The 13985-nt window shown below is 62.9% G+C and carries 13 protein-coding genes; 4 read left to right on the forward strand and 9 right to left on the reverse strand.

The genetic code is table 11. From position 1 onward, the window contains the following. The first annotated feature begins 29 nt into the window (after window positions 1-29). Together lptM and lysA are read left to right on the forward strand one after the other, a co-directional pair. On the forward strand, window positions 30-353 hold the full coding sequence (gene lptM, locus NCR34_RS12675; RefSeq protein WP_248320627.1) for an LPS translocon maturation chaperone LptM: 324 nt from the start codon (window positions 30-32) through the stop codon (window positions 351-353). A 45-nt stretch (window positions 354-398) separates the two neighbouring features. Further along, window positions 399-1661 (forward strand): diaminopimelate decarboxylase, encoded by a 1263-nt coding sequence (gene lysA, locus NCR34_RS12680; RefSeq protein WP_248320628.1) that lies wholly within the window; start codon window positions 399-401, stop codon window positions 1659-1661. Window positions 1662-1710: 49 nt separating this feature from the next. On the opposite strand, the gene msrQ is transcribed toward lysA, so the two are convergent. The 5 genes from msrQ to NCR34_RS12705 all read right to left on the reverse strand — a co-directional run bounded on the left by msrQ (window position 1711) and on the right by NCR34_RS12705 (window position 7787). Beyond that, window positions 1711-2379 carry a protein-methionine-sulfoxide reductase heme-binding subunit MsrQ gene (gene msrQ / locus NCR34_RS12685; protein WP_248320629.1) on the reverse strand — a complete coding sequence of 223 codons (669 nt, stop codon included), beginning with the start codon at window positions 2377-2379 and terminating at the stop codon, window positions 1711-1713. Between the two features lie 2 nt (window positions 2380-2381). Further along, the gene (gene msrP, locus NCR34_RS12690) at window positions 2382-3371 is read right to left on the reverse strand and encodes a protein-methionine-sulfoxide reductase catalytic subunit MsrP (RefSeq protein ID WP_248320630.1); all 990 of its coding nucleotides are present in this window, start codon (window positions 3369-3371) and stop codon (window positions 2382-2384) included. Window positions 3372-3498: 127 nt separating this feature from the next. Next, the gene (ccsB, locus tag NCR34_RS12695) at window positions 3499-4701 is read right to left on the reverse strand and encodes a c-type cytochrome biogenesis protein CcsB (protein ID WP_248320631.1); all 1203 of its coding nucleotides are present in this window, start codon (window positions 4699-4701) and stop codon (window positions 3499-3501) included. Between the two features lie 4 nt (window positions 4702-4705). Then, a complete protein-coding gene (locus NCR34_RS12700) occupies window positions 4706-6949 on the reverse strand; it encodes a cytochrome c biogenesis protein ResB (RefSeq protein ID WP_248320632.1) in 2244 nt (747 codons plus the stop codon). Window positions 6950-7124: 175 nt separating this feature from the next. Continuing rightward, window positions 7125-7787, reverse strand: a complete 663-nt coding sequence (locus NCR34_RS12705; RefSeq protein WP_248320633.1) for a c-type cytochrome — start codon at window positions 7785-7787, stop codon at window positions 7125-7127. 308 nt (window positions 7788-8095) lie between these two features. Here NCR34_RS12705 and yihA point away from each other — a divergent pair, with 308 nt between their 5' ends. Further along, window positions 8096-8749, forward strand: coding sequence for a ribosome biogenesis GTP-binding protein YihA/YsxC (gene yihA, locus NCR34_RS12710; RefSeq protein WP_248320634.1), 654 nt, complete (start codon window positions 8096-8098; stop codon window positions 8747-8749). A 260-nt stretch (window positions 8750-9009) separates the two neighbouring features. Beyond that, the gene (hemB, locus tag NCR34_RS12715; protein ID WP_248320635.1) at window positions 9010-10008 is read left to right on the forward strand and encodes a porphobilinogen synthase; all 999 of its coding nucleotides are present in this window, start codon (window positions 9010-9012) and stop codon (window positions 10006-10008) included. 53 nt (window positions 10009-10061) lie between these two features. Here hemB and dsbD read toward each other — a convergent pair whose 3' ends face one another. The 4 genes from dsbD to NCR34_RS12735 form a co-directional block, all read right to left on the reverse strand. Continuing rightward, entirely contained in the window at window positions 10062-11897 is a 1836-nt protein-coding gene (gene dsbD, locus NCR34_RS12720; RefSeq protein WP_248320636.1) for a protein-disulfide reductase DsbD, read from the reverse strand. Next, the gene (gene cutA, locus NCR34_RS12725) at window positions 11890-12201 is read right to left on the reverse strand and encodes a divalent-cation tolerance protein CutA (protein WP_248322352.1); all 312 of its coding nucleotides are present in this window, start codon (window positions 12199-12201) and stop codon (window positions 11890-11892) included. The genes dsbD and cutA overlap by 8 nt, the downstream gene beginning before the upstream one ends. Before the next feature lie 168 nt (window positions 12202-12369). Next, window positions 12370-12765: a 50S ribosomal protein L17 gene (rplQ, locus tag NCR34_RS12730; RefSeq protein ID WP_248320637.1), complete on the reverse strand. Its 396-nt coding sequence runs from the start codon at window positions 12763-12765 to the stop codon at window positions 12370-12372. A 160-nt stretch (window positions 12766-12925) separates the two neighbouring features. Next, on the reverse strand, window positions 12926-13903 hold the full coding sequence (locus tag NCR34_RS12735; protein ID WP_159837170.1) for a DNA-directed RNA polymerase subunit alpha: 978 nt from the start codon (window positions 13901-13903) through the stop codon (window positions 12926-12928). Between the last annotated feature and the right edge of the window lie 82 nt (window positions 13904-13985).

Genomic DNA, 13985 nt, shown 5'->3' on the forward strand with positions numbered 1-13985 from the left:
CTCCATCGATTCTATGTACAGGGACGGTCATGCGAGCTGTTTTCAGGATGAGCGCGATTGTAGCGGCTGTCAGCGTTTGTGCCGCGACCACGCTCACGCTCGGCGGTTGCGGGCAACGCGGTCCGCTTTATCTCCCCGTCGTGCCTCCCATGCCGCAGCGCCCTGAGAACCTTCAGGATACGCCGCCTTCCGACGTAACTCCCAGCGACGAAACCGCGTCGCGCGCCGGCAAGACCGGAGCGAACGCGGCAGGCGACGTGCCCGACACGTCCGGCGCACCCCTTTCGCTCGCTCCCGAGACCAGCCTGAAATCGACGCCCACAGCGCCGAAAGCCGCGTCGTCGGCCGAGTGACCGGCAAGCTCTTCGCGCACCGCGCATCTTCCATTCCAAGCACGCATGAGTGATTCCGCATTCCATTATGTCGACGGCGTGCTGCACGCCGAAGGCGTCTCCACCGCGTCGCTCGCGCAGCAGTTCGGCACGCCGCTCTACGTCTATTCCCGCGATGCCTTGACGCGCGCCTATCGTGCTTACGCCGATGCGTGCGCCGGACGCCGCGCGGTCGTGCACGTCGCCGTGAAGGCCAACAGCAATCTCGCGGTGCTCAACGTGTTCGCGCGCATGGGCGCGGGCTTCGACATCGTGTCGTCGGGCGAACTGGCGCGCGTGCTCGCAGCGGGCGGCAAGGCGGAGAACACGGTGTTTTCGGGCGTCGGGAAGTCGGCGGCGGAGATGCGCGAGGCGCTGGAAGCGGGCGTCAAGTGCTTCAACGTCGAGTCGATTCCCGAGCTGCACGCGCTCAACGAAGTGGCGAAGTCGCTCGGCAAGCACGCGCCGGTTTCGTTGCGCGTGAACCCGGACGTGGACGCGAAGACGCATCCGTACATTTCCACGGGCCTCAAATCGAACAAGTTCGGCGTGGCGTTCAGCGACGCGCGCGCGACGTATCGCGAGGCGCACGCGATGCCTAATCTCGATGTCGTCGGCATCGACTGCCATATCGGCTCGCAGATCACCGAGATCAGCCCGTATCTCGACGCGCTCGACAAGTTGCTCGATCTCGTCGAGCAGATCGAGTCGGACGGCATGTCCATTCGTCATGTGGACGTCGGCGGCGGTCTCGGCATCACTTACGACGACGAGACGCCGCCCGATATCGGCGATTTCGTGCGCGCGCTGCTCGCGCATATCGAAAAGCGCGGCCACGGTCAGCGCGAAGTGTATTTCGAGCCGGGGCGCTCGCTCGTCGGTAATGCGGGCGTGCTGCTCACGCGCGTCGAGTATCTGAAACCGGGCGAGGAGAAGAGCTTCGCCATCGTGGATGCCGCGATGAACGACCTCGCGCGCCCCGCGATGTACGAGGCGTTTCATCGCATCGTGCCGGTCGTGGAGCGCGAAACACCCGCGCACAAGTACGACGTGGTCGGCCCCGTCTGCGAAAGCGGCGACTGGCTCGGGCGCGATCGCGATCTGGCTGTCGAGCCGGGCGACTTGCTCGCCATCTGCTCGGCCGGCGCGTACGGCTTCGTGATGAGCTCGAACTACAACACGCGCCCGCGCGCTGCCGAAATCATGGTCGACGGGGAGCGCGCGCGCCTCGTGCGCCAACGCGAAGAGGTACGGCAGTTGTTCGCCGGCGAGTCGATCCTGCCGGACTGACGCTCGCTCGAACTCACACCGAAAAAGCGATGCCGAGGCATCGCTTTTTTTATGCGCGCGTCGCGGCTTTCGACTTCAGCCACACAACCAGACGCCAGCCGAGCAGCGCAATCACGATCGCGCCGTAGATCTTCGGCAGTATCAGATCGTGCTTGCCCGCCTTCATCCACCAGAAATGCAGGATGGCGAGCGCGGCGATGCCATAGATCGCGCGATGCAGCGTCTGCCAGCGGCGGCCGAGCTTGCGCACCATCGCTCTGGGCGATGTGACGGCGAGCGGAATCAGCAACACGAACGCCGCGAATCCGACTGTGATGAACGGCCGTTTGCCGATGTCCTTCAGAATCTCGGCGACGTCGAACCACTTGTCGAACCAGAAGTACGTCGTGATATGCAGCGCGGCGTAAAAGAACGCATAGAGCCCGATCATGCGGCGAAAGCGCACGAGCGCGGTCACGCCGGTCAGGCGTCTCGCGGGCGTGATCGCGAGCGTGATGCACACGAAGACGAGCGTCCAGAGCCCGGTCGAGCGCGTGATGAACTCGATGGGGTTCGCGCCCAGCCCGCCATGCACGCCCGTCACGCCGAGCAGCACGAGGCGCGCGAGCGGATACAGCGCGGCAATGAACACCGCGACCTTGGCAGGCACGATCCAGCGCGGCCCCGTCTGCGCGCGCGCCCGCGGCTGCGCCGTCTTGATATCGGTTGCAGTCGGCATGGTCAGAAGTTCTTCTTGAGGTCCATGCCCTGATACAGCGACGCCACCTGATCGCCGTAGCCGTTGAACATCAGCGTCTTGCGTTTGGGCGTGAAAAATCCGTCCTCGCCGATGCGCCGCTCCGTCGCCTGACTCCAGCGCGGGTGGTCCACGTTCGGATTCACGTTCGAATAGAAGCCGTATTCGTTCGGGGCGTAGGTGTTCCAGCTCGTCGGCGGCTGCTTTTCCACGAAGCGGATCTTGACCAGCGACTTCGCGCTCTTGAAGCCGTACTTCCACGGCACGACGATACGCACCGGCGCGCCGTTCTGGTTCGGCAGCACTTCGCCGTAAAGGCCGACAGTCAGGAGCGTGAGCGGGTTCATCGCTTCATCCATGCGCAGGCCTTCGGAATACGGCCAGTCGAGGATCGGCGTGGAGAGACCCGGCATCTGCGAACGGTCCGCGAGCGTGATGAACTGCACGTACTTCGCGTTGCCCGTCGGCTCCGCGCGCTTGATCAGCTCGGACAGCGATACGCCGATCCACGGAATGACCATCGACCAGCCTTCGACGCATCGCAGCCGGTAGACGCGCTCTTCCAGCGGCGCGAGCTTCAGGATCTCGTCAATGTCGTAGACCTTCGGATTCTTGATCTCGCCTTCCACCGACACTTTCCACGGCCTCGGACGCAGCGTGCCCGCGTGCTCGGCCGGATCGCCCTTGTCGGTGCCGAACTCGTAGAAGTTGTTGTACGTGGTGACGTCTTTAAGCGGCGTCGGCTTGTCGAGCGCGACGAACTTCGCGTTGGTCTTCGCGGCGAGCTTCTGCCCCTTCGCATCGGGCGAAGTCAGCGTCGCTTGGGCGAGACTGCTCGCGCCCGCGAGCCCCGTGGCCGCGAGCGCGGCCAACGAACGCAGCGCGCGGCGGCGGTTTTCGAACACGTCGCGCGGCGTGATCTCGTGACTGGGGATGTCGTCGCCATAAAGCACGCCATTACGTTTGATCCACATGGAGCCGACTCCTTTGCTTTCGCGATACACAGGCAAACAGCAGAACCAGCGCCCGTATTCCACGCCGAAACGAAAAAAACCGCCAGCGCGACGCATGGCGGTTTCTCCTTTTTCTATGCCGGCCGGCTCACAGCTTGCCGTAACTGTGCAAGCCCGACAGGAACATGTTCACGCCGAGGAACGCGAACGTCGTCACGATCAGACCCGTCAGCGCCCACCACGCCGCCGCCGCGCCGCGCAAGCCCTTCATCAGCCGCATATGCAGCCACGCCGCGTAGTTCAGCCAGACGATCAGCGCCCACGTTTCCTTCGGGTCCCAGCTCCAGTAGCCGCCCCACGCTTCCGCCGCCCAGAGCGCGCCGAGAATCGTCGCGATGGTGAAGAACGCGAAACCGACCGCGATCGACTTGTACATGACGTCGTCGAGCACTTCGAGCGACGGCAGGCGATCCGCCAGCACGCCGCGCTGCTTGGCGAGATACGCGACCGACACCATCGCGGATAGCGCGAAACTGCCGTAACCGATGAAGTTCGCCGGCACGTGAATCTTCATCCACCAGCTTTGCAGCGCAGGCACGAGCGGCTGAATCTGCTGCGCGTCGCGCGCAATCGAATACCACATCAGGAAGCCGACGGCCGCGCTGATCACGAGCAGCACAAACGCGCCCATTTGCCGCGTCGCGTAATGCTGTTCGTAGTAGAGATAGAACAGCGACGTGATGAGGCAGAACAGCACGAAGACTTCGTACAGATTCGAAATGGGAATGTGGCCGACGTCGCTGCCGATCATGTACGACTCGTACCAGCGCACCATCATGCCGGTGAAGCCCATCAGCACCGCGACCCACGTCATGCGGGAACCGATCGCGCCGCCCGTCTGCGACCGCGTGACGAGCCCGATCCAGTAGAACAGCGTCGCGAGAACGAAGAGCGCGCTCATCCACAGAATCGCGGACTGGCTCGACAGGAAGTACTTGAGGAAGAAATTGGTGTCAGCGCGCGTCAGATCGTGCTGGTAAAGTTGAATCGACAGCAGCGACATGACCGCGATCAGCGCGATCAGCAAGCGCACCGGCTTCCAGCGCCAGCCGAGCACGACGAAGGTCGGCACCGCGCCGACCAGCACCGCCGTGTCGTACACGTCCATGTACGCGTGATAGCGGTTGAGCGCGAAACCCGCGCCCGCGACCATCGCGAGGGCGAACAGCCAATCGAGCGCGCCGAGCCTGCGGAAGAACGGACGGTCGTCGAACACGGCGACATCGGGAAGGCTCGATGCCGGACGTTCCGTCTTGGCGGAGGCGTGGGAGGAAGTCTGTGTGAGGTCCATGATCTTACCGTGATGAAACTTCCGAGCTCGCGGCTTCGGATTGCGATTGCGGCGCGGCGGACGCCGGCGCATTCTGAGCGGTCGGCGGCGCGGCCGGGTCGATCGGCGAAGCGCCCAGCGTCGCGCCGACCGACGCCCGCGTGCGCTCGAATTCCTTCTCGAAATCCAGCGTCCGGCGTGCGGTGGACATGGCCATCAGCACGCTCGCGCCGCCCTGCTCTGAATCTTTGAGCCAGAACCAGAGCCGGCGTTCACGAACATAGAACATCGAGAAGATGCCGACGACCAGCAGAAGGCTGCCAAGATACACCACTTTTTTACCCGGCGCGCGCGTCAACTGGAATACCGAGGCTTGCACCTGCTTGAACGAATCCAGTTGCAGAAAGACGGGAGAACCGTACAGAAAACTGTCAGAAAGCGCGTTGATGGATGCCTGAACGAACGCCGTGCTCTTTTCGTCGATCTTCGCGTCCGGCTCGCCGTTCTGCTCGCGCGACATTTGCCAAACGTCCCACATCGCGCCTTCCAGCATGCGCATCAGCAGGCCCGCGGCTTTTTCCTGCTCGCCCTTCGGCACGGATTTGTCGATAAATGCGGCGATGCTCTGGAAACCGCCGTTCATCTGACCATTCGCGCTCGTCGCGCCGTTTGCGTCCGCGCCGGCGAACAGGTTCAGCACGCGCAACGCGCTTTCTTCGAGATGCTTCTGCAACTCGGCGTTCTCCTGCGGCACCGAGCGCATGGCGAATCGGTGAGCAGCCGCGGCGCGGGTCGCGGGCGTTTGCAGCGCAGCGCGCAAGTTCATCCACTGCTTGACGGAGCCTTGCTCGTCGGCAGGAATGCGCAGATAGCGGAACGGATCGTTCGGGCTCACGCGCATGCCGGCGAGGAACATTCGCTGACCGCCGACATCCACCGGCAGCATGTAGTTGCTGTATTCGCGCGCCTGGCCGTCCGTGCCTCGCACCTTGTACTGCACCGACGGGCCGATATTGCGCAGGTCCGTCGGCCGCGATGTCTTCGCGCCGGAACCGAGGCGCTCGTCGAACGCGTCGCGCAGTGTTTCCTTCTTGCCGACGCCGCGCGCGTCAGGCGCGCCGCTGCCGTCCGTCATGTTCTCGACGTTGATCGCGCGGAAATCCGTGAATTCGACCGTTTCGCCCTGCGCGCCCGCGAACTGCGATGCAACCGGCGAGGTGCCGCCGATCGTCCCGTTGAACGGCGCGGTCTTGGCGCTGCCGCCCGTCATCGGCCAGGCGGTCATTTCGAGTTTAGAGCCGCCGTCCTGAAAGCTCGATTGATAAATCGACACGCCGTCGTACGTGAACGGCTTGTTCACCTCGACACGCGCCGGAATGCGCTTGCCCGTCTTGTGATCGATCACGACGATATCGCTCGCGAAGAGCTTCGGCATGCCGGTCGAGTAGTAATCGACGATGAACTTGTCGAGCTGAATGGAGAACGGCAGGTCTTGAATGATCGAGCCGTCCTGCTGATTCAGAATGGCCGTGCCGACGTACTGCCCTTCCGGCACCCACGCGTAGCCGCGAAACGTCGGATTCGACGTGGAAAGGCGATGCTCGGCGGGAATGTCGTTGATGACCGCGTTCGTGGCGACCGGCGTCTTGTTGAAGAGCCACATCTGCAGCTTGATCGGCAGATTGCTGTCGAGCAGCCCGCCAATGCAGATCACGACGATCGCGAGGTGCGCCGAGATATAGCCGAGCTTCGTGAGCGCGCCGCGCTTGCCGGCGATCAGCGTCGCACCCGTGTCGGTCTCGCGCCGGACGAAGCGATAGCCCATCTTCGCGCTGAGGCGTTCGAGCGCCGCGGCAGTTTGAGCGCGGTCCGCGCCGACCACGAACTCGCCCTTGTGATGGAACGCGCGCAGACTGCCCTCGTGCACGCGATCCTTCCAGTTCTTGATATCCGCGACCATCTTCGGGCCATTGCGCACGACGCACAGCGACACCGAAATCACGAGAAACACGAGAATCAGCATGAACCACCACGCGCTGTACACGTTGTAGAGGCTCAGGCCGCGGAAGATGTCCGCCCAGAACGGGCCGAACTGGTTGACGTAGTTGGGATACGGGTCTTCCTGCGTCAGCACCGTGCCGATGATGCTCGCGATCGCCAGCACGACCAGCAAGGCGATGGCAAAGCGCATCGAACTCACGAGCTCGACGAAATGCTTCATGGCGCGACGGCTCGACTTCGACTGCAATCCCGATGTGGTGATGCTCATTCAAACTCCGGCTGACAGCAAAAAAGGGTGGAGACGTAAGCGGTCTGACCGACCGACGTCCCACCCTTTTTCTTGTTTTCGCGCCCGCCTCTGTGGGCCGGCTTCGTGCGTAGTATGGGCGATTCCCCGCGTTCTTGCTCTTCGCCGGGAACCGCTGGACGCTCTCGTGCTGCGTTTAATGCAATCCGGCGACGTAATCCGCTACCGCTTTCATTTCCGCTTCGTTCAGGCGCGACGCGATGGCGTGCATCGGTTCGCTGTTGTTGCGCGTGCCCTGGGCGAAGGCATTGAGCTGCGCGACGGTGTAATCGCCCCACTGCCACGACAGCCGCGGATACTGCACCGGAATGCCCATGCCCGTTGCGCCGTGGCACGCGGCGCACGCCGGCACGCCTTTGTCGGCAATCCCGCCGCGATAGATCTTCTGGCCGAGCGCGACGTCGGTCTTGTCGCGAGCGTAATTCGGCTTGATCTGCTGAGACGCGAAGTACGCCGCCACGTTCACCATGTCCTGATCCGACAGCGCCCCGGCGATGCCCGTCATGATCGGATTGTTGCGCGCCGGCGCCTTTGCGCCCGGCTGCGTCTTGTAATCCTTCAACTGCTTGACGATGTAGTCGGCGTGCTGCCCTGCGAGCTTGGGAAACGCGGCGCCGGCGCTGTTGCCGTCCGCCGCGTGACACGCCGCGCAAACCTGGGTCGCGATGGCCTGCCCCCTTGCCGCATCCGGCTTGGCCGGCTGGGCCGCCTCCGCCGCATTCACTGAAACCGATACCGCCAATCCACCGAGAGCCGCCGCTGCCTGAAGCACCACCAGAGACCTGTACAGTCGGTTCATTCGCGTACCCTGTTTTTCGTCTTGTGAGAATGTTAGGTTCTGCAAAAAACGACGGCAGCCGGACATGGCCGCAAGTACCCGAACGAAAGGGCTCAAAAGATGCCCTGAAACTGTCTCGCTCCTTTATGGGTGACGCCTGCAGCCTGGGTCTTGCGCCCATGCGGGTCTTTAAAAATCCGTCGTATTGTACAATAACCCGCTACACGCAAAGACGCCAGTCGGGGCATGCCCAGTATCGCCGGGGTTCTCTAGGCTTCGAGTCGACGCCTCTCTCTCGCGCTCTTTCGCGCTCTCTTGTCCTCCCGCCAATGCCATTTCTGCTCCATCAAGCCCGCTTCTTCACCACGGTCAATCACCTGCGCGACCTTCCGCCGACGCCGCAGCCGGAAATCGCATTCGCGGGTCGCTCGAACGCCGGAAAGTCGACGGCGATCAACGTGCTCTGCAATCAGAAACGTCTCGCGTTCGCCAGTAAGACGCCGGGACGCACGCAGCACATCAACTACTTCTCGGTCGGGCCGGAAGCCGCGCCGGTCGGACACCTGGTCGACTTGCCCGGCTATGGCTACGCCGAAGTGCCCGGCGCGGCGAAGGCGCATTGGCAGCAGTTGCTCTCGACCTACCTTCAGAGCCGCGCGCAACTACGCGGCATGATTCTGATGATGGATTCGCGCCGTCCGCTGACGGAACTCGACCGCATCATGGTCGACTGGTTCGCGCCGACCGGCAAGCCGATCCACGCGCTCCTCACGAAGTGCGACAAATTGACGCGACAAGAGATGACCAACGCGCTGCGCGCGACGCAGAAGTCGTTTGGTGAATACAAGGCGGCGGGGTATCGCGGGGAGTTGAGCGTGCAGTTGTTTTCCGCGCTCAAGCGCACGGGCCTCGAAGAGGCGCACGAACTGATCGAAAGCTGGCTGCTGCCGGCCGAAGCGGCATCCGAAGACGCGGCCGAGTGATCTCGTAGTGGCAGCGGAGTTGCGAGCGGGATAAAAAAACCCGCCGCATGACGGCGGGTGAACAGCCTTATCGAATAACGACAGGCACCCGCTCAGGGAGGAGAAGCGGGGAGCGCGGCGCGAGCGCCTTGCTCGCTGGCTATGATATACCATTGTCTCAAAACGCCTCCAAAACGCTCGCCGGCTTGTCCAGCATGGCTTTGCGCCATATAGCGCACGTTTTGGATCTCCTCCTGAAGCACGTCAATTCGAGTCGAGTCATGAGTTTTTATCCGCGTCATCGCCCGCGCCGCATGCGCCGCGATGACTTCTCGCGCCGTCTGATGCGCGAGAACATTCTCACCACCAACGACCTCATTTATCCGGTGTTCATCGTCGAAGGCGCGAACGTGCGTCAGGCGGTGCCGTCGATGCCGGGCGTCGAGCGCACGTCGGTCGATCTGCTGATGAAGGTCGCCGAGCAATGCGTCGAGTTGGGCGTGCCGGTGATTTCGCTTTTCCCGGCGATCGAGCCGTCGCTCAAGACGCCCGACGGCCGCGAGGCGACCAATCCCGATGGTCTGATTCCGCGCGCGGTGCGTGAACTGAAGAAGAACTTCCCGATGCTCGGCGTGCTGACCGACGTCGCGCTCGACCCGTACACGAGCCACGGTCAGGACGGCGTGCTCGACGAAGAAGGCTACGTCAAGAACGACGAAACCAGCGAAATTCTCGTCGATCAGGCGCGCACGCAGGCGGAAGCGGGCGTGGATATCGTCGCGCCGTCGGACATGATGGACGGGCGTATCGGCGCGATCCGCGAAATGCTGGAAAGCGACGGCCACATTCACACGCGCATCATGGCGTATGCCGCGAAGTACGCGTCGGCGTTCTACGGCCCGTTCCGCGACGCGGTCGGCTCCGCCGCCAATCTCGGCAAGGGTAACAAGATGACGTATCAGATGGACCCGTCGAACTCGGACGAAGCCATGCGCGAAGTGCGCATGGATATCGAGGAAGGCGCGGACATGGTGATGGTCAAGCCCGGCATGCCGTATCTCGATATCGTCTGGCGCGTGAAGGACGAGTTCCGCTTTCCGACGTATGCGTATCAGGTCAGCGGCGAATACGCGATGATCAAGGCCGCGACGCAGAACGGCTGGCTCGATCACGACAAGGCGATGATGGAATCGCTGCTCGCGTTCAAGCGCGCGGGCGCGGATGGCGTGCTGACGTACTTCGCGCTGGACGCTGCGCGGATTCTGCGCGCGTCGAAGTAAACTTCGCGATCACGCGAAACAAGGGCGATGCGTTCGGGCATCGCCCTTTTCTTTTAGCCGTTCGAAGGCCCGAGCTTGTCGAGGCGCTTCAGGAACGTGTCCGCCGATTCATAGCCGACGACCCGCAAGACCTCATTGCCCTGAGCGTCGAAGAAAATGATGCCCGGTGGCCCGAACAGCTTGAAACGCTTCAGCAGCGCCTGATCGTCCGCATTGTTCGCGGTGACGTCGGCGCGCAGCAGGTTCAGTTGGGCGAGCCGCGCCTGAACGCGGGCATCGGAGAAGGTCAGGTTTTCCATCTCCTTGCAGGAGACGCACCAGTCCGCGTAGAAGTCCAGCATCGCGGGGCGGGCGGCGGCTTTGACGGCCGAGTCCAGTTCCGTCGAGGACCGCACCGGCGCAAAAGTCGGCGATTGATTCCGCGCGGCGGCAGAAGCGGCCGGATCGGCGCGAGATGTCAGAACGGCGAGCGGCTGCAACGGATCGGTCGATCCCGCCGCGAGACCGACGATAAGCGCGGCCGCCCAGACGACGCAAACCGCGCCGAGCCCGCGCCCGAGGCGCTTCCACACCGTTGCCGGCGCTGCGGTGACCGCGCCGAATACGCCTAGCGACGCTGCTGCAATCAACAGCCACAGCGCGCCGAGCAGCATGCGTGCGACGCCGCCGATCACCGGCCACACGATCCACAACGCCGCCGCCAGCAGCACGACGCCGAAAAAGACTTTCACACCGTCCATCCACGCGCCCGCTCTCGGCAGGATTGAACCGGCGCCGAGCCCGATGACGAGCAACGGCACGCCGAGACCGATGCCCATTGCGAACAGCGCCGCACCGCCGAGCAGCGCGTTGCCGGTGTGCGCGATGAACGCCAGCACGGCGAAAAGCGGTGCCGTCATGCACGCGCCGACGACCAGCGCGGACAACGCGCCCATCACGGCGACCGCCGCGAACTTGCCGCCGCTGCGCTTCTGCGATGCCTCATTAACGCTGCTCTGCCACCGCTCGGGCAGCGCGATATCGACGCCCGAGATCAGCGTGACAGCGAACACGGTGAGCAAGACGCCGAACGCGCCGAGCACCCACGGGTTTTGGAGCCACGCGCCGAGACTTTGCCCGATTAGCGCGGCCGCCACGCCGAGCGCGGTGTACACGAGCGCCATGCCGACGACATAAGAAACGGACAGCGCGAAGCCGCGCGCCCGCGTCACCCGGGCGCCCTCGCCGACAATGATTGCCGAGAGAATCGGGATCATGGGATACGAGCAGGGCAGCAGACTCAGCACCATGCCCGCCAGAAAGTACAGACCGACGACGGCGAAGAATCCGCCGCCTTCGAGCATCGACTGCGCGTAGTCGGCGCTCGTCGCGCGCTCGAAGAAGGATTGCGATGCATCCGTCGCGGACGGAGCCGGCGCCCGAGCGCCCGCAGGCTGCAACGCGGCGCCTTTCACGCGGTACGTGCGCTCCATCGGCGGGTAGCAGATGCCCTGATCGGCGCAACCTTGCGATGTTACGGCCAGTTCGAACGGGCCCTTGGCCTGCGCGACGGGAATGCGGATCAGCAACTCGCCGCGATACGTCTCGACGTCCTTATTGAACGTCTGATCAAAGTGGACTTTGCCGGCCGGCAATTGCGCGGCGCCGATAGTCGCCTCGCCGGTTTTGACGGCAAAAGCGAACCGCTCGCGGTACATGTAGTAGCCGTCGGCGATCTTGTATCGCACGTCGACTTCGCCCGGCTGCTCGGACGCGCTGAATTTGAACGCGACAGCCGGGTCAAGGAAATCGTCGGCAGCGCGCGCCACGCCCATCGCACCGGAGAACACGGCCAGCAGCAGCAAGGCTCCCCACGCGCGACGCCCGAAGAGTCGAAAAAGCTCAAACATGAATAGAACGCTGGGTTTCTGCATTGACCCACTGACCGTAAGCCGACGAAGCGTCCGCCTGCCAGACAAGGATCTCGGGCGTTTCGTACGGATGCCGTTGCGCGACGAATTGCTGAAGCTCATCTGCCCGCGCGACGCTCGTTTTGATCAGCACCTGCACTTCCTGCGACGACTCCACCGCGCCCTTCCAGTGATAGTGCGATTCGACCGCGCCGAGCTTGGTGACGCACGCGGCGATACGCGCTTCGAGAATGCCCTCAACGAGCGCGTTCGCCGATTCGGCGTCGGGCAACGTGGTCAGCATCAGGACGACGGGAACGTTCACTCGCGGCTCCAAAGAAGCAGGTAACGACCAATATCGTAGCATTCGCGGACTGCGCCGCCTCACTACCGAACCAGCCTACGGAAAGGTACCGCCGAAAACAAAAAGGCCAAGCTGAGCTTGGCCTTTTTGCTGACTGCTACCGAAAACTTATTCAGCTTCCTGAACTTCTTCGGTCTCTCCGACTTCCGGGCGATCCATCAGTTGGACCAGCGCCATCGGGGCGTTGTCGCCGACGCGGAAACCGAACTTCAGGATGCTCAGGTAGCCACCCGGACGGTTCGCGTAGCGCGGGCCGAGCACGTCGAACAGCTTCGCGACGGAATCACGATCGCGCAGGCGGTTGAACGCGAGACGGCGATTTGCCAGCGACGGCTTCTTGCCGAGCGTGATCAGCGGCTCGACAACCTTGCGCAGTTCCTTGGCCTTCGGCAGCGTCGTCTTGATGACTTCGTGCTCGATCAGCGAGTTCGACATGTTACGGAGCATTGCCAGACGGTGGCTGCTCGTGCGGTTCAGTTTCCGCAGACCATGCTTGTGACGCATCTTCAGTTCCTTTAACGAGTTTTGATCCAGCTCTTCTATTGCGCTCCGCTTTCACGGAAAAGGCGCACGGGCCGGTCGAAGAAAAAAGCAAGACGCGGATTTTAAAGCAAAATCCGCGTCTTTGCCAGTTACACCGCGACGTCCGCGATGACTTGCAGACTTACTTGTCCAACCCGGCCGGCGGCCAGTTTTCGAGCTTCATGCCGAGCGTCAGGCCACGCGAAGCCAGGACTTCCTTGATTTCGTTCAGCGACTTGCGGCCCAGGTTCGGCGTCTTCAGCAGCTCGTTTTCCGTGCGCTGGATCAGATCGCCGATGTAGTAGATGTTCTCGGCCTTCAGGCAGTTCGCGGAGCGAACCGTGAGTTCGAGGTCGTCCACCGGACGCAGCAGGATCGGATCGATCTGCGGCGCGCGCGACGGCGCTTCCGCTGCCGCTTCCGTGCCTTCCAGGGCTGCGAACACCGACAACTGGTCCACCAGAATGCGCGCCGATTGACGGATCGCTTCTTCCGGCGAGATGACACCGTTGGTTTCGATGTTCATCACGAGCTTGTCGAGGTCGGTACGCTGTTCGACACGCGCGCTTTCCACGGCGTAGCTCACGCGACGCACCGGCGAGAACGACGCGTCCAGCACGATGCGGCCGATGATCTTCGCCGAATCTTCGCCGTAGCGACGCACGTTGCCCGGCACGTAGCCGCGGCCCTTCTCGATCTTGATCTGAACGTCGAGCTTGCCGCCCTTCGACAGATGAGCGATCACGTGTTCCGGATTGATGACCTCGCAGTCGTGCGCGAGTTCGATATCGCCGGCAGTGACCACGCCTTCGCCTTCCTTGCGCAGCGTGACCGTGACTTCGTCGCGGTTGTGCAGCTTGAAGACGACGCCCTTCAGGTTCAACAGCAGGTTGACCACATCCTCTTGCACACCATCGAGCGTCGAGTATTCGTGCACGACGCCTGCGATCGTCACTTCGGTCGGCGCGTAGCCCACCATCGACGACAGCAGCACGCGCCGAAGCGCGTTACCCAAGGTGTGGCCATAGCCGCGTTCGAACGGCTCCATAACCACTTTCGCGTGGCTTTCGCCAAGCGATTCAACTGCAATGATCTTGGGCTTCAACAAACTGGTTTGCATAGGTTTTCCTTTTCAATACCCTCGGCTCGTTACACCGATAAGGCTGACCGGTAACAACCTGAAAATACACAGCCGGGGATGC

Origin of the sequence: Caballeronia sp. GAWG1-5s-s (assembly GCF_023631445.1) — a bacterium.
In the GTDB taxonomy this organism is placed as follows: domain Bacteria; phylum Pseudomonadota; class Gammaproteobacteria; order Burkholderiales; family Burkholderiaceae; genus Caballeronia.

Coding starts and splice junctions, on each gene's coding strand:
- lptM (WP_248320627.1), top strand. CDS start 30: ATGCGAGCTGTTTTCAGGATGAGCGCGATTGTAGCGGCTGTCAGCGTT.
- lysA (WP_248320628.1), top strand. CDS start 399: ATGAGTGATTCCGCATTCCATTATGTCGACGGCGTGCTGCACGCCGAA.
- msrQ (WP_248320629.1), bottom strand. CDS start 2,379: ATGCCGACTGCAACCGATATCAAGACGGCGCAGCCGCGGGCGCGCGCG.
- msrP (WP_248320630.1), bottom strand. CDS start 3,371: ATGTGGATCAAACGTAATGGCGTGCTTTATGGCGACGACATCCCCAGT.
- ccsB (WP_248320631.1), bottom strand. CDS start 4,701: ATGGACCTCACACAGACTTCCTCCCACGCCTCCGCCAAGACGGAACGT.
- NCR34_RS12700 (WP_248320632.1), bottom strand. CDS start 6,949: ATGAGCATCACCACATCGGGATTGCAGTCGAAGTCGAGCCGTCGCGCC.
- NCR34_RS12705 (WP_248320633.1), bottom strand. CDS start 7,787: ATGAACCGACTGTACAGGTCTCTGGTGGTGCTTCAGGCAGCGGCGGCT.
- yihA (WP_248320634.1), top strand. CDS start 8,096: ATGCCATTTCTGCTCCATCAAGCCCGCTTCTTCACCACGGTCAATCAC.
- hemB (WP_248320635.1), top strand. CDS start 9,010: ATGAGTTTTTATCCGCGTCATCGCCCGCGCCGCATGCGCCGCGATGAC.
- dsbD (WP_248320636.1), bottom strand. CDS start 11,897: ATGTTTGAGCTTTTTCGACTCTTCGGGCGTCGCGCGTGGGGAGCCTTG.
- cutA (WP_248322352.1), bottom strand. CDS start 12,201: ATGCTGACCACGTTGCCCGACGCCGAATCGGCGAACGCGCTCGTTGAG.
- rplQ (WP_248320637.1), bottom strand. CDS start 12,765: ATGCGTCACAAGCATGGTCTGCGGAAACTGAACCGCACGAGCAGCCAC.
- NCR34_RS12735 (WP_159837170.1), bottom strand. CDS start 13,903: ATGCAAACCAGTTTGTTGAAGCCCAAGATCATTGCAGTTGAATCGCTT.